Annotated in this window: 17 protein-coding genes and 1 pseudogene; 11 read left to right on the forward strand and 7 right to left on the reverse strand. The window is 72.2% G+C overall.

Features of this window, described 5'->3' with window-relative positions:
* The 3 genes and pseudogenes from NVV95_RS16655 to NVV95_RS16665 all read right to left on the reverse strand — a co-directional run.
* Positions 1–354, reverse strand: a pseudogene (locus tag NVV95_RS16655) (hypothetical protein); the annotation flags it as partial.
* The gene (locus tag NVV95_RS16660; protein ID WP_259487680.1) at positions 344–4477 is read right to left on the reverse strand and encodes a glycosyltransferase family 2 protein; all 4134 of its coding nucleotides are present in this window, start codon (positions 4475–4477) and stop codon (positions 344–346) included. The pseudogene NVV95_RS16655 and the gene NVV95_RS16660, both read right to left, overlap by 11 nt.
* 145 nt (positions 4478–4622) lie before the next feature.
* Positions 4623–4949 carry a WhiB family transcriptional regulator gene (locus NVV95_RS16665; RefSeq protein ID WP_173184054.1) on the reverse strand — a complete coding sequence of 109 codons (327 nt, stop codon included), beginning with the start codon at positions 4947–4949 and terminating at the stop codon, positions 4623–4625.
* 195 nt (positions 4950–5144) lie between these two features.
* On the opposite strand from NVV95_RS16665, the gene NVV95_RS16670 reads away from it, so the two are divergent.
* On the forward strand, positions 5145–6101 hold the full coding sequence (locus NVV95_RS16670; RefSeq protein ID WP_259487681.1) for a GlxA family transcriptional regulator: 957 nt from the start codon (positions 5145–5147) through the stop codon (positions 6099–6101).
* Between the two features lie 38 nt (positions 6102–6139).
* Here NVV95_RS16670 and manA read toward each other — a convergent pair whose 3' ends face one another.
* Entirely contained in the window at positions 6140–7423 is a 1284-nt protein-coding gene (gene manA / locus NVV95_RS16675; protein WP_259487682.1) for a mannose-6-phosphate isomerase, class I, read from the reverse strand.
* 124 nt (positions 7424–7547) lie between these two features.
* On the opposite strand from manA, the gene NVV95_RS16680 reads away from it, so the two are divergent.
* From NVV95_RS16680 to NVV95_RS16695, 4 genes are all read left to right on the forward strand, one after another.
* Positions 7548–8726, forward strand: coding sequence for an acyl-CoA dehydrogenase family protein (locus tag NVV95_RS16680; RefSeq protein ID WP_259487683.1), 1179 nt, complete (start codon positions 7548–7550; stop codon positions 8724–8726).
* A gap of 88 nt (positions 8727–8814) precedes the next feature.
* Positions 8815–10170 (forward strand): O-antigen ligase family protein, encoded by a 1356-nt coding sequence (locus tag NVV95_RS16685; RefSeq protein ID WP_259487684.1) that lies wholly within the window; start codon positions 8815–8817, stop codon positions 10168–10170.
* Positions 10167–11492, forward strand: a complete 1326-nt coding sequence (locus tag NVV95_RS16690; RefSeq protein WP_259487685.1) for an O-antigen ligase family protein — start codon at positions 10167–10169, stop codon at positions 11490–11492. Before NVV95_RS16685 ends, NVV95_RS16690 begins: the two co-directional genes overlap by 4 nt.
* A complete protein-coding gene (locus NVV95_RS16695; protein ID WP_259487686.1) occupies positions 11489–12370 on the forward strand; it encodes a glycosyltransferase family 2 protein in 882 nt (293 codons plus the stop codon). The genes NVV95_RS16690 and NVV95_RS16695 overlap by 4 nt, the downstream gene beginning before the upstream one ends.
* Here NVV95_RS16695 and NVV95_RS16700 read toward each other — a convergent pair.
* Together NVV95_RS16700 and NVV95_RS16705 are read right to left on the reverse strand one after the other, a co-directional pair.
* Positions 12367–13170 (reverse strand): glycosyltransferase, encoded by an 804-nt coding sequence (locus tag NVV95_RS16700; RefSeq protein WP_259487687.1) that lies wholly within the window; start codon positions 13168–13170, stop codon positions 12367–12369. The two genes, NVV95_RS16695 and NVV95_RS16700, sit on opposite strands and share 4 nt — an antisense overlap.
* Entirely contained in the window at positions 13167–14441 is a 1275-nt protein-coding gene (locus NVV95_RS16705) for a hypothetical protein (protein ID WP_259487688.1), read from the reverse strand. Before NVV95_RS16705 ends, NVV95_RS16700 begins: the two co-directional genes overlap by 4 nt.
* Positions 14442–14497: 56 nt before the next feature.
* On the opposite strand from NVV95_RS16705, the gene NVV95_RS16710 reads away from it, so the two are divergent.
* The 4 genes from NVV95_RS16710 to NVV95_RS16725 are packed head-to-tail and all read left to right on the forward strand — an operon-like array spanning position 14498 to position 18182.
* Positions 14498–15394, forward strand: a complete 897-nt coding sequence (locus NVV95_RS16710; protein WP_259487689.1) for a glycosyltransferase — start codon at positions 14498–14500, stop codon at positions 15392–15394.
* 27 nt (positions 15395–15421) lie between these two features.
* The gene (locus NVV95_RS16715; RefSeq protein ID WP_259487690.1) at positions 15422–16159 is read left to right on the forward strand and encodes a glycosyltransferase family 2 protein; all 738 of its coding nucleotides are present in this window, start codon (positions 15422–15424) and stop codon (positions 16157–16159) included.
* Entirely contained in the window at positions 16156–16536 is a 381-nt protein-coding gene (locus NVV95_RS16720) for a DUF2304 domain-containing protein (protein ID WP_259487691.1), read from the forward strand. The genes NVV95_RS16715 and NVV95_RS16720 overlap by 4 nt, the downstream gene beginning before the upstream one ends.
* Positions 16533–18182, forward strand: coding sequence for a DUF2142 domain-containing protein (locus tag NVV95_RS16725; RefSeq protein WP_259487692.1), 1650 nt, complete (start codon positions 16533–16535; stop codon positions 18180–18182). The genes NVV95_RS16720 and NVV95_RS16725 overlap by 4 nt, the downstream gene beginning before the upstream one ends.
* On the opposite strand, the gene NVV95_RS16730 is transcribed toward NVV95_RS16725, so the two are convergent.
* Complete coding sequence (locus NVV95_RS16730) at positions 18160–18693, reverse strand: GtrA family protein (RefSeq protein WP_259487693.1); 534 nt, start codon at positions 18691–18693, stop codon at positions 18160–18162. The two genes, NVV95_RS16725 and NVV95_RS16730, sit on opposite strands and share 23 nt — an antisense overlap.
* A 143-nt stretch (positions 18694–18836) precedes the next feature.
* Between NVV95_RS16730 and NVV95_RS16735 the strand changes: the two genes are divergently transcribed.
* Together NVV95_RS16735 and NVV95_RS16740 are read left to right on the forward strand one after the other, a co-directional pair.
* Positions 18837–20042, forward strand: coding sequence for a nucleotide sugar dehydrogenase (locus NVV95_RS16735; RefSeq protein ID WP_259487694.1), 1206 nt, complete (start codon positions 18837–18839; stop codon positions 20040–20042).
* Positions 20039–20788 carry a glycosyltransferase gene (locus NVV95_RS16740; protein WP_259487695.1) on the forward strand — a complete coding sequence of 250 codons (750 nt, stop codon included), beginning with the start codon at positions 20039–20041 and terminating at the stop codon, positions 20786–20788. Before NVV95_RS16735 ends, NVV95_RS16740 begins: the two co-directional genes overlap by 4 nt.
* The last annotated feature ends 2 nt before the right edge of the window (positions 20789–20790 follow it).

Below are 20790 nucleotides of genomic sequence, written 5' to 3' on the forward strand. Positions count from 1 at the left end.
GGCCCGCTTCGCGGCGGCGCTGTCGGCTGCGCCCGTCGCGGTCGCGGCGGCACCGTCGGCTGCGCCCGTCGCGGTCGCAGCGGCACCGTCGGCGGTCGCGGCGGCGGGTGCGGCTACGCCGGTCGAGTCGGTGACGGTCGCGTCGGACGCGTTCGCGCCGGCGGCGGCCGCGCCGGTGGAGGCCGCATCGGAGGCCACGCGGTGGGCCGGGGCCGAGTCGACGGTGCCGAGCTCGCTCTTCGTGGGCTCGGCGCTCGTGGGCACACCAGCTGCGGGCGCACCATTCGTGGGCGCGGCGTACTCGGGCTCGCCGTTCTCCGGCTCGCCGTTCACGGGGCGGGTCTCATCGGGCATCGGTGGGTCCCTCCTCGTGGTCGTCTTCGTGGTGGGCGTCTGACCCGTGGTCGTCGTGCTCGTGGGCGTCGGGGGTGACGCCGTCCTCGCGGTCGATGGCGTCGCGGATGCTCAGCACCGTCTCGTCGTCGGGGTCGTAGTCGTCGTACTCCGGGGCCGGGAGGGGGGTGCCCTGCGGCGCGACGTAGCCGGGCTCGAACCGCGACTGCGGCTGCGCTGCTGCGACGTCGGCGGAGCCGTCGTGGCGGTCCTCCGCACGCTCGTCCACCCGGCCGTCGGCCTGGGCCGCCGCGTGGTCGAACGCCGACACCGGGGCGGGCAGCTCCTCGGCGTGGACGCGCTCCGTGTCCACGGAGTCGCCAGCCGGTTCGGCAGCCTGTGCCTCCGCCGGCGGGATGATCGGCGTCGGAGCGGTGTCGGCCGTGGCGGCCTCCACCTGCTCGCTCAGGCTCGGCTGCGGCGCCACGGGCTCCTCGGCGGGCGCGTCGCGAGTGAACCCGGCCGCATCTCCTTCGTCGCCCAGCTCCACGGGCGCGTCGACAGTCGGAGCGTCATCGGCCACCGGCGTGACGACGGCCGGGGTGGCGTCGGCCGGGGTGGCGTCGGGCTCGGGGCGGTGGCCCGCGTACTCGGCGGTGGAGTTCTGCTCGGCCACGGGCATGCTGGGGCGCGAGGTACCCGCCCACCACGGCGCGTCGGAGCCGGACTCGGGGGCCGTGACGGCGGCGGGAGCATCCGGAGCAGCGGGCTGCTCGTCGACGTAGTGCGCCGCGTAGACACCGGCCGCGGTGGTGACGCTGCTCGCCGCAGCACGATCGTCTTCGGGAGCGGCAGCCGGAGCCGCGGGCTCGGTGGCACCGGCGTCAGTCGCGTCAGGTGCCTCGTCGGCCGTCTGGGCCGCCGCGGTGCCGCCAGTGGACGGTTCGGCGGCGGTCGAGGGGCCGGTCGACGGGTTGGCGTCGGCCGCGTCGTCGGTGGTGGAACGGTCCGTCGCCTCCGCGGTGGTCGCGCCCGCGAGGGCGATCGCCGAGACGGTGGCAGCCGCCGCGCCGCCGGCGCCGATTCCGGGTGCCGCCGCGGGGCCGGCGCTCTCGACCGCGACCGGGGCGGCCTCCGCCGAAGCGGGGGTGACCGGGGCAGCGGAAGCAGGGGCAGTCGCAGGGGCGGCCGCCGGCGCGCGGGCGCCCGCAGGGGCGTCGAGCGCCTCGGGCTCCTCGCCGACGGGCACGCGGTCGGAGACGTCGGTGAGCTTCTCCTCCGCGATCTCCTCCTCGACCGAGTCGGCCGCGCCGACGTGGGCCGTGGTGCTGACCGCGCGGTTGCCCTGCACCTGCAGGCGCCCGGCCGGCAGGGCCAGCAGCAGCGCGACGCCGAAGACGAAGGCCTGCACGACGAGCACCAGCACACCGAGCGGCGTACCCCCGTTCGTCGGAGACGGCTCGGGCAGGCTCGCGAGCGTCCCGTCGTCGGCCACCTGCCAGAGCGCTCCGGCGAAGGTCTCGCCGATGAAGGTGAACTGGGCGTTGCTGTTCAGCGCGTTCGCGGTGCGGGTGGCGATCTCGTCGGCGGGCGCACCCTGCTCGTCGGCCGGGGCCGGGGTGAGTAGCACGAACTCGATGCCGAGCGCGGTCAGGCGGCTGGAGACCTCGGCGCCGCTGATCGACGCCGCGTTCCCGACGATCGAGGCGAGCTCCGACCCGTCGGCGCCGTCGACCCCCGCGTACGCCGCGGTCGAGGCGAGCGTCGACTGCTGGTCGAGCGTCGGTCCGGCTCCGTGCACGACGGATGCCCCGATGCCCCCGTCGCCCTGGGGCGCGAGCAGCAGCGTACCGACGCGGGGCGTGTTCGACGCCTCGGCCGTGACGTAGGCCGGCAGCTGCCGGCCCGCTCCCGCGGCGACCTCGGAGGTGCCGAGCAGCAGTCCGAGCGCCGACGGCAGCACGATCACCGCGACGGCGGCCGTCGCGACCACGGCCGGCAGCGCGACGAGCCGCGGCAGCGACGACAGTCCGAGGATCGCCGCCCCGATGAGTCCCAGCCACGCGAGGCTGAGCCCCGACCCGGGCCAGATCGCCACCGACTGCGAGCCGCTCGTGGCGAGCGCGAGCTGCTGCGATCCGACCGCGGTGGCGAACCCGAGCAGGGCGATCACGACGGCGACGACGGCGCGGTACGAGCCGGGCAGGAACAGCGCGGCGAGGGCGATCAGCGCGAGCGGCACCACGAGGATGCCGAGCACGAGCAGCACGATCCCCGCGTCGATCCCGACACCGGCGGCCAGCGACTCCCAGCCGCCGAGACCGGTACGCGGAAGCCCGAGCAGGAGCTCGACCACCGGCACGGTCGGCCGCCAGACGGTCAGCCCGGGGTCGGCGAGCAGGGCGAGCGGGGTACCGCGCTGGAACTGGTCCCAGATGAGCGGGGCGAAGAGCACGAGCGCCGGCAGCGGGATGCCGATCAGCCGCATCACGTCGCGGCGGCTGGCGATGGTCGCGATCAGCCACACGACGATCAGCGCGGGCCAGAGCGACGGGGCGCAGGCGAGCACCGCGGCGAACAGGATGGACGCGATCGCCGACGCCGACCACGACTTCGGCGCGGCGAGCAAGGCGAGCACCAGCCAGGGCAGCAGCAGGTGCGCGATCACCGGCCCGATCATCCCGGCATCGAGGGCCCCGACGAACGGCGGAGCGAGCACCCAGAGCACGGCGGCGGCGCTGCGCAGCACCGGCCGGTCGGTGAGCCGGGCCGCGCAGAACCACGCGGCCAGCGCGGCCAGCGGCAGCGCGACGAGGTAGAGGCCGACGATCGCGAGCGACGGCGACCAGAAGGTGATGCTGCCGAGCACCGCGAGCACGGCGGCGAACGGGTCGGCCGCCCCCACGAAGCCGAGGCCGATGTCGCGGAAGCCGGTGCCGATCTGGGCCCAGAGCCCGCCGACCGTGGTCTCGAGCGGCAGCGCACCGCCCCCGGTCAGGGCCGCGGCGCCGAACACCGGGAGGAAGACGACGGAGCCGATCAGGGCGATCACGAGAACGGTCGCGACTCCCCCGCTCGAGATGAACTGGATGCGATCGCGCTCGCCCCGCAGGTAGGTCAGGGCGATCTCGCGCTGCAGGGAGGCGCGGCGCCGGATCTCGTCACCGGGCATCCGGAGCGGGGCGATGGCGCGCCAGCCGACCTTCTTGGAGGCCTTCAGGCGCCGGCGGGCCGCCCCGATGTGCGAACCGAAGGCGGTCTTGAAGGCCGCGGCGAACTCCCCGCCGATGGCCCCCGGCTGCTTGCGCACGAGCTGGAACAACGAGCGCGCGACGGCGAGCGGCACGAGCGAGAGCCAGTGGAAGACGACGGCGAACGCGGGCGCGTAGACCAGCCGGCGGTGCAGCTGGGCGGCGCGGCGGGCGGTCTGACGCTTGCGGCGCGCCGAGCCCTTGATCGAGCGGCCGGGGCCCGAGAGCCCGTCGCCGTCGGTCGCGACCCGGGCGGCAGGCACCGCGATCACGCGATGTCCGGCCAGGCGGGTGCGGATGCCGAAGTCGAGAGCGTTGTCGGCGGTCGGCAGGGCCGGGTCGAAGCCGCCCACCTCGTTCCAGACGGTGTGGCGCACGAGGAGGCCGGCGGCGCCCATGGCGAGCACGTCGCTCATACGGTCGTGCTGGGCCTGGTCGAGCTCGGTCTCCACGAGCGGCACGCTGGCGCCGGTGCGGGTGATCGTCTCGCCGAACTCGCTGATGTAGTCGGGGTCGTCCCACTCCATCTGCTTCGGGCCGGCGGCGGCGACGGAGGGGTTGACCTCGACGGCGGCCAGCAGGGCGGCCAGGGCATCCGGCTCGGGGGCCGTGTCGTGGGCGAGCAGCCACAGCCACTCGTTCGCGTCGTCGGGCGGGGGCGCGACGCCGAGGGCGTGCGCGATCGCGGTGCCGAAGTTCAGTCGGCTCGAGGCCTGAATGAAGCGGGTCGGATGCGCGGCCGCCAGCAGCGCCGAGGTGGCGTCGGTCGAGGCGCAGTCGACCACCACCAGCGCATCGGGGGCTCGGGTCTGGGCCGCGATGGCCTCGAGGGTTCGCGGGAGGTAGTCGGCTCCATTCGAGGAGACGAGGACGGCAGTGACTCGGGCGCGCATATCGTGACGACTCTAGGTGGCCCCCGACGCCTTGCCCGGCGACCGCTCCGGCGTGCCGGTTTCTTATGAATCCCGTGTGAAGTGGGGAGGGAAGCGCGCCGCAGAGGCGGCGGCGCACCGGACGGGCGCAGCCCGGCCCAGCGATTCAGACGGCTCGCTTGCGCAGCTTACGGCGCTCGCGCTCGCTGAGCCCGCCCCAGATGCCGAAGCGCTCGTCGTTCTGCAGCGCGTAGTCGAGGCACTGGGCCTTCACCTCGCAGGAGGTGCAGATGCGCTTCGCGTCACGAGTCGATCCGCCCTTCTCGGGGAAGAACGCCTCGGGGTCGGTCTGCGCGCAGAGCGAGTCGGCCTGCCAGGCGAGAGGATTCTCCTCCTCATCGACCCGCGGCTTGCGCACCCCGGGAACACCGAGGCTGACCGGGTCGACGAACCAGTCATCCGGTACGCCTGAGCGGTACTCTGACATGGCCATATCACGCTCCACCCTCTGAACCAGCTTGCGACTTGCCGAAAACCCCGATGCCTAATTACACCCGTGTAGTTCCCTCACGTCAAGTCGCGGATGCTAAACCCTCAACCCCGCCTTAAGGCTTGCGACACGGCGCGTGTCGTGCGCCATCCGAGGGTCGGCTGGACATTTCTCGGCCGCCGTCGATATCCTGCCAGCATGCTCCACAAGGTCGCCCTCATCGCCATCCCCGGCGTCGCCCCGTTCGAGTTCGGCACCGTCTGCGAGGTGTTCGGGATCGACCGCACCGACCACGGCGGCCCGGAGTTCGACTTCACGATCGTCACCGCCGAGCCCGGCCCCGTGCGCACCAGCCTCGGCTACGACATGATGATCTCGGCGGGGCTCGACCAGGCGGCCGACGCCGACCTCATCGCGGTGCCGGCGCACGAGATCGACGCCGACGTGCACCCGGAGGTCGTGCGCCTCCTGCAGGAGGCGTCGGCGCGGGGGGCGTGGATCCTCAGCATCTGCAGCGGAGCCTTCACGCTCGCGAAGTCGGGGCTGCTCTCGGGCCGTCGTGCCACGACGCACTGGATGCATGCCGACCGCCTCGCCCGCGACTTCCCCGACATCGAGGTCGACCCCGACGTGCTGTTCGTGGAGGACGGCACCATCATCACCGGCGCCGGCACAGCCTCGGGCATCGACGCGTGTCTGCACCTCATCCGGCTGGAGCTCGGCGCCTCGGCCGCGAACGTGGTCGCCCGGCGCATGGTGGTGCCCCCGCAGCGCTCGGGCGGGCAGTCGCAGTACATCGCGACGCCCATCCCCGAGTGCCGCAGCGATTCCTTCGCCGAGGTCACGGCGTGGATGCTCGAGAACCTCGACCAGGAGCTCACCGTCGACGAGCTGGCCCGCAAGGCGCTGATGTCGCCGCGCACCTTCGCCCGGCGCTTCAAGGCCGACACGGGGGCGACCCCCGGAGCCTGGCTGAACCGGCAGCGGCTGCTGCGCGCGCAGCAGCTGCTCGAGGAGAGCACGCTCGCGCTCGACGGCGTCGCCGCCGAGAGCGGGTTCGGCACGGCCGCCGTGATGCGCCACCACTTCTCGAAGACGCTGAACACGACGCCCGCTGCCTACCGCCGCGCCTTCACCCTGCGCGCGACGGCCTGACGCGCGACCCCGCCGAGCCCGCCGAACGAGCGCGGCCCCTACGGCAGCTCCGCCGCCGGCGCCCCCGGCGCCGCCACGAACACCGTGCCCGACCCGCCGAACGCCAGCGCCCCCTCGTCGGGCGTCGCGAAGAACGCCTCGCCGCGCGCGAACCGGTGCGTCCCCGACGCCCCCGTCACGGTCACGGCCCCCGCGATGCAGATACCGATCGCCGCGCCGAGCGGCGTGAACCCCACGGTGGGAGCGGCGAACGGCCGGTCGATGCCGACCTCCACCTGCGCCAGCACGAAGTCGGGCACTCCCGGCGTGAACACCGACAGCCCGGGCACCGGCCGCGTGGGCACGAGGTACGGCACCGGCAGCGCGTCGAAGTCGAGCACCTCGAGCAGCTCGGCGACGTCGACGTGCTTCGGGGTGAGCCCGCCGCGCAGCACGTTGTCGCTCGCCGACATCAGCTCGACGCCGAGGCCCGACAGGTAGGCGTGGATGTTGCCGGCCGGCAGGTAGAGCGCCTGCCCCTTCGCCAGCGTCACACGGTTCAGCAGCAGCGAGATCACGATGCCCGGGTCGCCCGGGTACTCCTCGTTCAGCCGCACGACCGTCTCGAGCGACGGCGTGTACGGATCGGTGAGGTGCGCGTGCGCCGGGTGCAGCGCCTTCTCGGCCGTGCGCACGAGGTGCCCGACGAGCGCCGGCACCTCCTCGGCCCCGCTCAGCAGGTAGGCCACGACCGAGCGCAGGATGTCGGCGTCGCTCTCGAACGCGGTGGGCGAGTCCTCGAGCAGGTGCACGATGGGCCCGTAGAGCTCCCAGCGCGGGGCCGTCTGCGAGCCGTCGATCATCACCAGCAGGTCGACGATCTCGCGCACCTCGGCGAGCGCGCGGAAGCCGCAGAGCGCCTCGTACCGGTCGCTCAGCGCCACCACCAGCTCGGGCTTGTGCAGCGCATCCTTGTAGTTGCGCGCCGGGTCGTCGAGGGCGATGCCCGCGGCGTTCTCGCGGGCGAACCCCTCGCGGGCGCGCTCGAGCGTCGGGTGCGCCTGCAACGACAGGGGGGCCGCGGCGGCCAGGATCTTGAGCAGGTACGGCAGCGTGCCGCGGCGCCCGACGATGCGGGTCGGGTCGCTCGCGATCCACGACTCGAGGTCGGTGTGCCCCTCGGTCAGCGACGGGTCGAAGATGCGCGCCGGGCTCCCCGGGTGCGCTCCGAGCCAGAGCTCCGCCTGCGGCTCTCCGGTCTCCTCGGTGCCGAGCAGTCGCGGGATGGCCGTCTCCGACCCCCAGGCGTAGTCACGCGGCGTGTTGGTGATGGGTACGAACATCTTCCCTCTTCACTTCGGGGCCTTATCAACGACCTACAAGCAGCGGCGGCCCGTCGATGGGCCGTTTAGACCAAACTACCAAGCGCCTCGAACACCGGATGCACGCCCGAATAGGCTCGCCGCCATGACCTTCGAGCTCCTCGCCAGCGACTTCTACTCCTATGAGAACCTCCTCGACGAGCGGGAGAAGGCGGCGATCGCGGGGCTGCGGCACTACCTCGAGACCGAGGTCAAGCCGATCGTCAACGGTCACTGGGAGGCCGCGACCTTCCCGCACGAGATCGTGAAGGGCCTCGCCGAGCGCGACGTCTACAGCTACGCCTGGGACGAGACGAAGCCGTTCGAGAACTCGGCCGTCTTCCGGGGCTTCGTCGCGCTCGAGCTCGCCCGGGTCGACGCGAGCGTCGCCACGCTGGTGGGGGTGCAGAACGGTCTCGCAATGGGCTCCATCAGCGTGACCGGCTCCCCCGAGCAGCGCGCCGAGTGGCTGCCGAAGATGGCGCGGGGCGAGATCGTCGGCGCCTTCGGCCTCACCGAGCCCACCTCGGGATCCGACAGCGCCCAGGGCCTGCGCACCGTCGCCACCCGCGACGGCGACGAGTGGGTGCTGAACGGCTCGAAGCGCTGGATCGGCAACGCCACCTTCAGCGACATCACCGTCATCTGGGCGAAGGATGCGGCCGACGGCCAGGTCAAGGGCTTCATCGTGCCGACCAGCACCCCCGGGTACACCGCCACCAAGATCGAGGGCAAGCAGAGCCTGCGCATCGTGCAGAACGCCGACATCACGCTCGAGGACGTACGGGTGCCCGAGAGCCTGCGGCTGCAGAACGCGAATTCGTTCCGCGACACCGCGAAGGTGCTTCGACTGACCCGCGCCGAGGTGGCCTGGGCCGCGGTCGGCAACTCGGTCGGCGCCTACGAGGCGGCCCTGCGCTACACCAAGGAGCGCGTCCAGTTCGGCAAGCCGATCGCGAGCCACCAGCTCATCCAGGACCTGCTGGTCAAGAGCATCGGCAACATCACCGCCAGCCTCGGCATGGTGGTGCGCGTCTCGCAGATGCTCGACGAGGGCACCCAGAAAGACGACCACTCGGCGCTCGCGAAGGCCTACACGACGGCCCGGATGCGCGAGACCGTCGCCTGGTGCCGCGAGGCCCTCGGCGGCAACGGCATCGTGCTCGAGTACGACGTCGCCCGCCACTTCGCCGACGCCGAGGCGCTCTACTCCTACGAGGGCACCCGCGAGATGAACACGCTGATCGTCGGCCGCAGCCTCACGGGCTTCGCCGCGTTCGTCTGAATGTATTCGGATGCGCCCCCGTCGCATCCGCCTGCCGATGGCGGACGCGCCCCCGTCGTCGGCGCGGGCCCTGGGTAGGATCGTCCCCATGCGCTACCCGACCGACGCCGTGATCCGGTCGCTCGCCGTGCTCGTGTTCTTCACGGCGTTCGGGGCCGACCTGTGGCGCAACCTGATCGGCTGGTGGGGCTACCTCGCGGTGGCCGCCGTGCTGACCGCGGCATCCGCTGTGCTGCTCACGCGGCGACGCCTCTGGGGGCGCCTGCACCCGCGCCGCCTGCCGCGCACCTTCGTGCTGTTCGCACTGCTGCTCGTGCTCTCGCTGGCCTGGTCGTCCTACCCCGGCGCCACCGTGCTCGGCCTCCTCGCCCAGGCGGCCACCACCCTCTGCGCCCTGTTCCTCGTGGCGGCCCTGAGCTGGCCGCAGCTCGTGGCGGCGGCCTCCACCGCCCTGAACTGGATCCTCGGCCTCTCCCTCGTGTTCGAGCTCGTGGTGGCCCTGTTCGTGCGTCAGCCCGTGCTCCCCTTCTTCACCGACTACGCCGGGCAGAAGGTGCCCGACGCCTTCTACTGGTCGCAGGGCCTGCTGTTCCACGGCGGCCCGATCCAGGGCGTCGTCGGCAACCGCAACCTGCTCGCCTTCGCCGCGGTGCTCGCCCTGGTGCTCGTGCTGGTGCAGCTCGCCCAGGGACTGCGCCGCCGCGGCCCGGGCCTCGCCTGGGTGGTCGTGGCACTGGCGACCTTGGCGCTCACCCGCTCGGCCACCGCCATCGCCGCCCTGGTCATCACGGCCGGGATGCTCGGGGTGCTGCTGCTCGCCCGCCGCGTCGGCCCCGGCCGTCGCACCTGGCTGCTCGCGGGTGTCGCCGCCGTCGTGGCCCTCGCCATCGTCGGCGTGAGCACCTTCTGGTCGCAGATCCTCGCGCTCTTCGGCAAGAGCGACGACCTCACCGGAAGGCTCGACATCTGGCGCGCGGTGAGCGAGCTGTCCGCCCAGCGTCCGGCTTTCGGCTGGGGCTGGGTGAGCTACTGGGCGCCCTGGGTCGAACCTTTCCAGGGTCTCGCCGTGCGGAAGGGCGTGACCTACCTCCAGGCCCACGACGCCTGGCTCGACGTGATGCTGCAGCTCGGCATCGTCGGCCTCGTGCTCTTCGCGATGCTGGCCGTCGGCACCTTCTACCGCAGCTGGTGGTTCGCGGTCGACCACCCGCTCGACGGCGGCGGTCGCCCGCTCCCGCGGGTCGCGCTCACGCTGGCCCCCGTGCTGCTGCTGACCGCGCTGCTCGCGCAGAGCGTGGTCGAGAGCCGCATCCTGGTCGAGGGCGGCTGGCTGCTCTTCGTCGTGATCGCGGTGAAGACGAAGATCGAGCTCGGCGCCGTCGCGCAGGACCTCGGCACCGAACCTCCCCGCCTCATCGGCCTGGCCGAGCCGGCGCGGCGATGACCGCGGAGCCGAGGCCTCCGCACCATCCCGTCGCGGCCGCGCTGACCTTCTTCGGCCAGACCCGGTTCGCGAAGGCGCTGACCACGGCGATCCTCGGCACCGCGTTCCTCTCCCACCTCCTGCGGTCGACCGTCGGCTGGCCCGGGCTGATCGCGATGATCGCCGTGCTGGTGCTGTTCGCCGCCCTGTCGTTCGCGGGTCGCTGGCGCGCGCTCGACTGGCACGGGCTGCTGCCGGTGTCGCTGCTGCTGTTCCTCGCCTGGTGCGCGCTGACCTCGCTCTGGAGCCAGTACGTGCCCACGACCCTGAACGGGCTGGCCTACCTCCTGGCGTATGCCTTCCTCGGCATCTACGTCGCCGTGGTGCGCGACCTGATCCAGATCGTGCGCGCCCTCGGCGACGTGCTGCGGGTCGTGCTGACGCTCTCGCTCGTGGTCGAGGTGATCTCGGGCGTGCTGCTCGACGTGCCGATCCGCTTCCTCGGCATCACCGGCTCCCTCGCCTCGGGCGGCCCGATCCAGGGGGTGCTCGGCACCCGCAACATGCTCGGCTTCGTGGGGCTGATCGCCCTCGTGACGTTCGCGATCGAGCTCGCCACCCGCTCGGTGCGCCGCGGCACCGGCGTGTTCTCGGTGGTCGTCGCGGCGCTCGCCATCGTGTTCTCGGGCTCGCCCATCACGGTCGGCGTGGCCGTGGTCACGGCCACGGCCGCCCTCGTGCTCTTCGCCCTCCGCCAGGCGGCACCCGAGACCCGGCGCGGCTGGCACTTCGTGCTGCTCGCGGTCGGCCTGCTCACCCTGGTGCTCGGCTTCCTGGTGCGCGGGCGCATCCTCGAGATCCTCAGCACCCGCCGCGAGTTCACCTACCGGCTCGAGATCTGGCGGGAGCTCTGGCGGCTGATCGACCTCAACCCGCTGGAGGGCTGGGGCTGGGCCGGCTTCTGGCGCTCCTCGGTATCGCCCTTCTTCGCGCTCGACGTGATCGGCAACCGGGCCCACACCTCGGCCCTGAACGCCTACTTCGACGTCTACTTCCAGACCGGGCTGATCGGCATCGCGATCTTCGTGGTGCTCGTGGCTCTCACCCTGGGCCGGGCCTGGGTGCTCGCGGCGGCCCGCAAGAGCATCGTCTACGTCTGGATCGCGCTCGTGATGGTGGTGCTCGTGGTCACCAGCTCGGCCGAGAGCGCCGTGCTCGTGGAGTACGGCTGGCTGCTGCTCGTGATCTGCACCGTGAAGGCCGCCCGCGACCTCAGCTGGCGGCGCAACCTCCGCCGCGCCGACGACCCCGTGCCCGCCCCCTCCCAGGAGACCACCCCGTGACGCTCGACATCATGATGCCGTTCTACGGTCGCCTCGACCACTTCCGCGAGGCGGTCGACAGCGTGCTCGCCCAGAGCGACCCCGACTGGCGGCTGGTGATCGTCGACGACGTCTACCCCGATCCCGCGCCGGGCGAGTGGGCGGCCTCCCTCGGCGATCCGCGGGTGCATTACCTCCGCAACGTGGTGAACCTCGGCGTCGGGGGCAACTTCCGCGAGTGCGTGCGGCTGATCGAGAACGACCGCGCCGTGCTGATGGGCTGCGACGACCGGATGCACGCGGGCTACGTGGCCCGCGTGGCCGAGCTCGTGCGCGAGCATCCTGACGCCGCCATCGTGCAGCCGGGCGTCGAGGTGATCGACGCCGAGGGGCGGGTGCACCGGCCGCTCGCCGACCGGGTGAAGGCGAGACTGCGGCCGCGTGGCCCGAAACCGGAGCTGCTCGGCGGCGAACCCCTCGCCCGCAGCCTGCTGATCGGCAACTGGGCCTACTTCCCCTCGGTCGTCTGGCAGGCCGACGCGCTCCGCCGCTTCGGCTTCCGGCCCGGCTACGAGGTGGTGCAGGACCTGCAGCTGATGCTCGACATCGTCTTCGACGGCGGATCGATGCTGCTCGACGACGAGGTGGTGTTCTCGTACCGGCGGCATGCCGGCAGCGTCTCGGCGGTCACGGGGCCCGACGGCGCCAAGTTCGGCGAGGAGCACGCACTGTTCTCCGAGACGGCCGCCCGGGCGCACGCGGCGCGCTGGCACCGGGCCGAACGGGCGGCACGACTGCACCCCACCTCACGGCTGAACGCGGCGACCGAGCTGCCCGCGGCTCTGCGGGCGGGAGACCCCGCCGGGCGCCGGGCGCTGCTGCGGCACCTGCTGCGCTAGCGCGACGCCCGCGCGGCCCGGCCGGCGCGCAGAGCCTGCCGCGCCCGCTTCGCCGCCAGCGCGCGGCGCCACGCCTCGAGCACGGCGCGGGCGAGCATCCGCCTGGCCCGCAGGATGGTGCCGAGCCCACGCACCCCGAGCGGTGTCTGGTTGCTGTCGTGCAGGCGACGTTCGACGACGTCTCGCTCGAGGTGCCGGATGCTCCCCCGCACGTTGCCCGTGATGGCGATCCAGACGTCGTGCGACTCGGTGACGAACGGCGGGATCGGCAGCACGCCCCCGTCGACGACCTCTCGCCGGAAGCCCATCGCGCAGCCGAAGTACGGCCGGTAGCCGACGAGGATCGCGAACAGGTTCAGCAGATGCTTCGACGAGGTGCCCGCCCGGAGCGGCGGGTACCAAAGACGCGTGCCGGCCCGACCGAGGATGGAGTGGTTTCCGGCGACCACCAGCGCGTCGGACAGCCCGGCGATCATGGCCTCGTGACGGCCCGGGGTCCAGACGTCGTCCTGGTCGCTGAGGAAGACGTAGCGGCCGCGGGCCCGGCGGATCGCCGCCTCGAACGCCCGCACGTAGCCGACGTTCTCGTTCGTGGAGGTGAGGAACACGCGCGACTCGTTCAGCCGGGCGACGGTCTGCACGATCACGGCGGCCGTGTCGTCGGGCGAGGAGTCGTCGACGATCACGAGCTCGTCGTCGGGCCCCAGCTGGGCGACGATGGACTCGATCTGCTCGGCCACGTAGGCCGAGCCCTTGTAGGTGGCCATGCAGACGCTGGCGCGGATCTCCCCGGAGGTCATGCCACCGTCCTCTCCTGCCGGCTCGCGCGCCGCAGCACGACGAGATGGATCACAAGACCCGCCAGCGGGCCGATGCCCAGGGCGAGCACGGTGCGCAGCTCGGTGCCGCCCTCGCCCTCGAGGGGCAGCAGGAGCAGCAGCACGGCGAGCGCCGTCGCCGCCAGCCACCCGAGCGAGAACCACCGGTGCTTCTCGAGCGCGAGGCAGAGCGCCCCGGTCAGCGTGAGCAGCGCGAGCATCGCGGCGGCGAGCACGAGCCCGGCGACGGTCCAGCCGCTGATGACGTAGTCGGGGCCGTAGACGAGGGTCAGCAGCCACGGCCCGAGCAGGCCGCCGAGCACGGCGCCCGCGGCGGCGATCAGGCCGATCAGCCGGGCCACCGGGGCGAGCGCCCGCAGACCCGCCGAGCGGTTGTTGACGAAGTGCGCGATGGCCACGCCCTGGTAGGCGTTCAGCGGGATGAGCAGCGGGGCCCGGGTGAAGGTGACGGCGACGAGCAGGGCGGCCGCCGCCTCGTACTCGGCGCGGGTCGAGGTCAGCGTGAGGACGACCGGGAAGCCCACCACGAGCACCGCACTCGACCCCGACGCGAGACAGGCGTGGCCGATGCGCTTCAGCAGGTCACCGAGCCCCACGTCGCTGCGGGCCGAGGCGGCCCGGCGCAGGGTGGGCGAGAACACGAGTCCGATCAGCCACGCCACCGACGCGACGCTGGCCGCCACCGCGAACCCGGCGACCGTCGCCGCGATCAGGGCGGCGCCGCCCACCAGCACGATCCGGAGCGCCGAGTCGCCGATCACGAGGCGCGCGAAGGTCGCCCACTCCAGGCGCCCGCCGAGGATGCCGACGAGGGTGGCGTGCCCCGAGTAGAGCGCGACCGAGCAGCTGAGCGGCAGGGCCAGCCAGGCGTACTCGGCACCGAGCACCGCGGGGCCCCACCAGAGGCTCGAGGCCCAGAGCAGCACGCCGAGGCCGACACCCACGGCGAGCCCGACGACGAGCAGCCGCGGTTCCCGGCGGTCCGGCCGGTCGATGGTGTCGCTCGCGTGCACGGCCCGGGTCGTCTCCGACGAGAGCCCGCCGAGGATGCCGTACCAGGCGAACAGGAACGACCAGAACGCCAGGAAGGTCGTGGTGGCGGCCTGGTCGTCGCCGAACGTCCGCGGCACGATGACGATCACGGCGAAGCCGACGCCGGCCGAGATGAGCGAGGCGACCCCCACGCCCACGAAGGAGCGCCGGCCGATGGTCGCCCGAGGCTCTCCGGTCATAGCGTGCAAGCATAGTAGGCGCGCCCGGACGAGCCCCGGGTCGGGAGAGGTGCACAGTGTCCGACGAGGTCGTCGCGGTCGTCACCGCCTTCGCTCCCGGCCCCCGGCTCGCCGAGCTGGTGCGGGCCCTCGTGCCGCAGACGGCGCGTGTCGTCGTGGTCGACGACAGCGGGGCGACGGATGCGCGTCCCGCCGTCCTGGCGGCCGAATCCGCCGGGGCGACCGTCGTCCGGCACCCCACGAACCGCGGCATCGCCGCCGCCCTGAACACCGGCGCCCGCGAGGCCCGCGCCGTGCCGGGCGCCCGCCACCTGCTGACCTTCGACGAGGATTCCGGGATCGACGACGGCTTCGTCGACGCCCTCGTCGGCGCGCTCGACACCGCCCGGGGCGCGGGCATCCCCGCCGGACTCGCCGCTCCGGCGGCCGTGTCGGGCCAGCCGGCTCCGGCGGTGCGCACGCAGCGCGGCATCCTGATCGGGCGCACGCCGATCCAGTCGGGGCTCCTCGTGCCCTTCAGCACCCTCGACGAGGTCGGCGGCTTCGCCGAGGGGCTGTTCATCGACGGCGTCGACACCGACTACGCCCTGCGGGTCGCCGGGGCGGGGCTCGCGGTCGTGCACGCCCGGGGCACCGAGCTCGCGCACAGCCTGGGTCGCCGGCACACGGCGACCGTCGCCGGCCGCCGCGTCGAGCTGACCCACAGCGCGCCGTTCCGGTACTACTACCTCGCCCGAAACCGGGTGCTGCTCAACCGCCGCCGCGGCCTCTACCGCGGTTACCGGCCCGTGCGCGACACGCTCGCCGACCTCCGGCACCTCGTGATCGTCTCCCTGTTCGTGCCCGGCCGGGGCACCCGGCTGCGCGCGGCGGCCCGGGGCCTCGTCGACGGCTGGGCCGGGCGCACGGGGCGCATCCCGCGCGACCTCGAGGCCCGGCTCTCCCGGGTCTGACCGGGGCCCGCCGCTATGATGGGCCGCATGCCGACCGCCCTCGAACGCACGCTGATCGTGATGCCCGCGTTCAACGAGGAGGAGTCGGTCGCCGCCGTCGTGCGCGAGGTCTTCGCCACCGTGCCGGGTGTCGCCGTGCTCGTGGTCGACGACGGCTCGCGCGACGCGACGGCCCGCGAGGCCGCGGCCGCCGGCGCCACCGTGCTGCAGCTGCCGATCAACCTCGGCGTGGGCGGCGCCATGCGCGCCGGCTTCAAGTACGCCATCCAGAACGGGTTCCGCAACGTCGTGCAGGTCGACTCCGACGGCCAGCACGACCCGGCCGGCATCGCCACCCTCGTCGAGGAGCTCGACCGGCACGACCTGGTGCTCGGCGCCCGGTTCGCCGGGGTGGGCGACTACGCCGTGCGCGGGCCACGGCAGTGGGCCATGAAGGTGCTGTCGGGCATCCTGAGCCGGCTCACGAAGACCCGGCTGACCGACACGACCTCGGGCTTCCGCGCCAGCGGCCCCCGCGCCGTGGCGCTGTTCGCCCAGCACTACCCCTCGGAGTACCTCGGCGACACGGTCGAGTCGCTCGTGATCGCCTCGCGGGCGAAGCTCACGGTGGCGCAGGTGCCCGTGGCCATGCGCCCGCGCGCCGGCGGGGTGCCCTCGCACAACCCCTACAAGGCGGCCGTCTACCTCGGCCGGGCCGGCATGGCGCTGTTCGTCGCCCTGATCCGCCCGCCCGTGACCTTCGTCGAGCCGGCGGTGACCGCGTGACGCTCGCGAGCTACATCCTCGGCATCGTCGCCGCCCTGATCGTGCTGGGCGTGGTGATCGAGTCGCTGCGGCGGCACCACCTGCGCGAACGGCACGCCGTCTGGTGGCTGCTCGCCGGCATCGTCGCGCTGATCATCGGGGTCTTCCCCGACCTGCTCGGCTGGGCCGCCTCGCTCGTCGGAGTCACCGTGCCGACCAACCTCGTGTTCTTCCTCAGCATCGCGGTGCTGTTCCTGGTCTCCATCCAGCACTCGGGCGAGCTCACCGAGCTCGAGAGCGAGACCCGCACACTGGCCGAGTCGGTCGCGCTGCAGGATCTGCGCATCCGGGAGCTCGAGGCCGCCCTCGCCGAGATCGAGTCGCGAAGGAATCGATGACGTCCGCACCACCCGAGGCGGCACCCGCCACCACCGCCCCCGTCTCCCGCCCGGTCGGCCGCTGGCTGCTCCTCCCCTGGCTGCTGATCGCGCTGATGGGCACGCTCTGGGCCCTCGCGACCCCGATCGGCGGCTCGCCCGACGAGCCCGCCCACGTCGTGAAGGCCGGATCGGTCGTGCGCGGCGAGCTGCTACCCGAGACGATGATCCCGACAGGCGGCGTGCTGCACGTGCCGGCCGCGCTGGCCTTCGAGTACAGCCAGAACTGCTTCGCCTTCTTCGCCGACACCCCGGCCTCGTGCGCGCCGGAGTTCAGCGGCGACCCGTCGACGCTCGTCGAGAGCTACTCAGCGGCGAGCCTGTACAACCCGGTCTACTACTGGCTCGTCGGCTGGCCCTCCCTCGCCCTGCCCGACGTCACGGGCATCTACGCCATGCGCATCGTCAGCGCCGTCATCACCTCGTTCTTCGTGGCCTCGTGCTTCTTCATGATCGGCTCGTGGAAGCGGCGCCGGCTGCCCACCATCGCACTGCTGGCCGGCCTCACGCCGATGGCGGTCTACCTGATGGGCACGGTGAACCCGAACGCGCTGGAGTACACCGGCGGCCTCGCGCTGTTCACGGCGATGCTCGGCATCACGCTGCAGCCGAACCCGAGGCTGCTCGGCAGCCGGCTCGCGATGGTGGTGGTGGCCGCCGCGCTGGTGTCGAACTCACGGGGCATCTCGCCGCTCTGGGTGGCGGTGCTGCTCGTGGCACCGCTGCTGCTGCTCGGCGGCCGGGAGCTCGGGGCGCTGCTCCGGCGGCCGAGCGTCCTGGTGAGCATCCTGCTGATCATCGCGACGGCGCTCGCGAGTGCGTGGTGGACGCTGACGAGCAACTCGCTCGGTACGGCTCCGAGTGCGGGCCCCGCGACGCCGCCGGTGAACGAGGGCGTCGGCCTCAGCCCGGTGGAGGGGTTCTTCGGGCTGCTGGGGAACTTCTACCTGCAGCTTCGGCAGATGGTGGGCATCCTGGGCTGGCTCGACACCACCCTGCATCCCTCGGTGTATTGGGTCAGCTACGTGATCTTCGCGCTGCTCGTCGTGGGGGTGCTCGTCTGGGTGCGCGGGCGGCGGCTGGTGTTCGTGATCGCGCTGGCGCTGGCCTTCTTCTTCCTGCCGCCGCTGGTGCAGGCGTTCTACGTGACCGCGGGCGGCTTCATCTGGCAGGGGCGGTACACGCTCATCCTGCTGATGACGTTCCTGCTCGGCATGGCGGCCGCGATCGCCACCTCACCGCGGTTCGAGCGCCGCCCGCCGCGGGTGCTGCTCGGCGTCGTGGCCTGGCTGTTCGGGGCGGCCTGGATCTACGCCACCGTCTACGCGTTCGCGACCACGCTGCGCCGCTTCGCCTCGGGCTATAAGACCGACTGGCCCGCGATGCTCGAGCCGAGCGCGTGGGTGCCGCCGTTCGGGGCGATCCCCCTGATCGTCGCGTTCGCGGTGGTCGCCGTGGCGTTCGCCCTGACGGTCGCGGTCGTCGGGCGCGACCCGAAGTGGGTCGCCGTGCCGCCTGCGACGCCGCCGGCGGGGCCGTTCGGATTCGGGCCGGCCGTTCCGGGCGCGGGCGACGGGCCGGAGCTCAGCCGACCGGTGCGTCTCTGACCGCTGCCGCCTCGGCCTCGGCGGCCTCGGCGGCCTCTCGGTTCTTGATCGCCGTGAACCCGTCGGCGCGGCCCGGTGCGAACACCCAGTAGCGGTAGAGCAGGAAGCGGAAGGCCGTCGCCAGCACCAGGCCGACGACGTTGCCCGAGATGTTGTCGGCGACGATGCTCGTGAGGCCGAGGAGATAGTGCGAGACGTAGAGGCAGGCCAGCGAGATGCCGAGGCCGAGCACCGCGATGAGGGTGAACTCGGCGAGCTCGAGCAGGAAGTTCTTGCGCCGGTGGTCGCGGAAGGTCCAGTACCGGTTGCCGAACCAGGTCGCGAGCGTCGAGATCGCGACCGAGACGAACTTCCCGCCGAGCGGGGTCTCGTACCAGCCTTCGCCGAGAGCGCCCGACCAGAGCAGGTTCGACACGCTCAGATCGATCACGTAGCCGACCAGTCCGACCACTCCGAACTTGAGCGCGTAGCGCACCAGGCGTTCCCAGAGGTAGTCCCAGATCTTCTTCACTAACGATGCCTTCTGCGCGTCGATGCCGGGGCTCGCGTCCCGAGCCCTCAAAATGATAACCGCCGCTGTATCCTGTCCACTGCTCTACCGCTGTCGATCGACCGTGTCGCAGTCGGGCACCCATCACGAACGAGGTCAAACGCGTGTCATCGAAGTTCAGCAACGACGTCGTCGTCATCGGAGGCGGGGGCCACGTCGGTCTCCCCCTGGCCATCGCCCTCGCTGACCGCGGCTCGAAGGTGGTCGTCTACGACGTGAGCGAGCGCGCGGTCGCCGGCATCACGGCGGGGCGCATGCCGTTCAGCGAGCCAGGCGCGGAGCCCGTGCTGCAGCGGGTGCTGGCGAACGGCATGTTCTCGGCCTCGACCGACGCCGCCGTGGTCGCGACCGCCGAGAACGTGATCGTCGTGATCGGCACGCCGGTCGACGAGCACCTCAACCCCGACCCGAACGCCATCCCGAAGGCGCTCGAGACCTGCATGCCCTACTTCAGCGACGAGCAGCTGCTCATCCTGCGCAGCACGGTCTACCCGGGCGTCACCGCGCTCGTCGAGCGGCGCCTCCGGGAGGCGGGTCTCGCCACCGAGGTGGCGTTCTGCCCCGAGCGCATCGCCGAGCACAAGGCGATGGAGGAGCTGTTCACGCTGCCGCAGATCGTGTCGTGCCGCACCGCGGCCGGACGGGCCCGGGCATCCGCCCTGTTCTCGACCCTCACCGAGCAGATCGTCGACCTCGAGCCCGAGGAGGCCGAGCTCGCCAAGCTGTTCACGAACACCTGGCGGTACATCAAGTTCGCCGCGGCCAACCAGTTCTACATGATGGCGAACGACCGCGGCCTCGACTTCGAGAAGATCCGGGCGGGGCTCACCCACGACTACCCGCGGGCGAAAGACCTGCCGGGCCCCGGTTTCGCCGCCGGGCCGTGCCTGTTCAAAGACACGATGCAGCTCGCCGCCTTCAGCGACAACAAGTTCGCACTCGGCCACTCGGCGATGCAGGTCAATGAGGGGCTGCCCCTCTACATCGTGACCCAGCTCGAGAAGCGCTTCGATCTCGAGAACCTCACCGTGGGCATCCTCGGCATGTCGTTCAAGGCCGGATCGGACGACATCCGCTCGAGCCTGTCGTACAAGCTGCGCCGGGTGCTGAAGTTCCGGGCGAAGGCCGTCATCGGCACCGATCCCCACGTCACCGAGGAGACCGACGACACGCTGCTGCCGCTCGAGGCCGTGCTCGAGAAGGCCGACATCCTGATCGTCGCCACCCCGCACAGCGAGTACCGCGGGCTCGTGACCGACAAGCCGGTGGCCGACGTGTGGAACCTGCTCGGCCAGGGGGTCGTGATTTGAGCGAGGCTCCCCGCGCGTCGATCGTCATCCCCGCCTACAACGAGGGTGAGGACATCGTTCCGGGGCTCGACCGCATCTTCGAGGCGGTGAAGCTCGACGCCGAGGTGCTCGTCGTCGTCGACGCCCCCACCGACAGCACGGTGCCGGTCGTGTCGGCCTACGCGTCGGCCGGGCGGCCGAACCTGAAGGTGCTGATCAACGACTACGGTCGTGGCCCGGCCTACGCCATCCGCTACGGCATCGACCACGCCACGAGCGACACCGTCGTCGTCACGATGGCCGACGGCTGCGACGACCCGCGCCAGATCGACGACCTGGTGCGCCTCGTCGAGCGCGGCGTCGTGGTCGCGGCGGCCTCCCGCTACATGCCGGGCGGCCAGCAGGTCGGCGGCCCCCGGTTCAAGAGCTTCCTGTCGCGGATGGCCGGCATCACCCTGCACGTGTTCACGAACGCGGGCACGCGGGACGCCACCAACTCGTTCAAGGCCTACAACGCCGAGTTCGTGCGGCAGGTCGGCATCGACTCCAAGGACGGCTTCGAGATCGGGCTCGAGCTCACGGCGAAGGCCAGGCGGCTGCGGCTGCCGGTCGCCGAGATCCCGACGATCTGGCTCGACCGGGCCTTCGGGGAGTCGAACTTCAAGCTCGCGAAGTGGATCCCGAAGTACCTGCGCTGGTACCGTTTCGCGTTCGGCCGCAAGCTCACGCTGGAGGAGCTGCACGCCCTCACCGACCCCACCCCCTGATC

The organism is Herbiconiux gentiana (assembly GCF_024978135.1).
Taxonomy (GTDB): Bacteria; Actinomycetota; Actinomycetes; order Actinomycetales; family Microbacteriaceae; genus Herbiconiux; species Herbiconiux gentiana.

Bases quoted from the DNA above. Each gene is read 5' to 3' on its own strand.
- NVV95_RS16660 (WP_259487680.1), bottom strand. From the start codon at position 4,477: ATGCGCGCCCGAGTCACTGCCGTCCTCGTCTCCTCGAATGGAGCCGAC.
- NVV95_RS16665 (WP_173184054.1), bottom strand. From the start codon at position 4,949: ATGGCCATGTCAGAGTACCGCTCAGGCGTACCGGATGACTGGTTCGTC.
- NVV95_RS16670 (WP_259487681.1), top strand. From the start codon at position 5,145: ATGCTCCACAAGGTCGCCCTCATCGCCATCCCCGGCGTCGCCCCGTTC.
- manA (WP_259487682.1), bottom strand. From the start codon at position 7,423: ATGTTCGTACCCATCACCAACACGCCGCGTGACTACGCCTGGGGGTCG.
- NVV95_RS16680 (WP_259487683.1), top strand. From the start codon at position 7,548: ATGACCTTCGAGCTCCTCGCCAGCGACTTCTACTCCTATGAGAACCTC.
- NVV95_RS16685 (WP_259487684.1), top strand. From the start codon at position 8,815: ATGCGCTACCCGACCGACGCCGTGATCCGGTCGCTCGCCGTGCTCGTG.
- NVV95_RS16690 (WP_259487685.1), top strand. From the start codon at position 10,167: ATGACCGCGGAGCCGAGGCCTCCGCACCATCCCGTCGCGGCCGCGCTG.
- NVV95_RS16700 (WP_259487687.1), bottom strand. From the start codon at position 13,170: ATGACCTCCGGGGAGATCCGCGCCAGCGTCTGCATGGCCACCTACAAG.
- NVV95_RS16705 (WP_259487688.1), bottom strand. From the start codon at position 14,441: ATGACCGGAGAGCCTCGGGCGACCATCGGCCGGCGCTCCTTCGTGGGC.
- NVV95_RS16715 (WP_259487690.1), top strand. From the start codon at position 15,422: ATGCCGACCGCCCTCGAACGCACGCTGATCGTGATGCCCGCGTTCAAC.
- NVV95_RS16725 (WP_259487692.1), top strand. From the start codon at position 16,533: ATGACGTCCGCACCACCCGAGGCGGCACCCGCCACCACCGCCCCCGTC.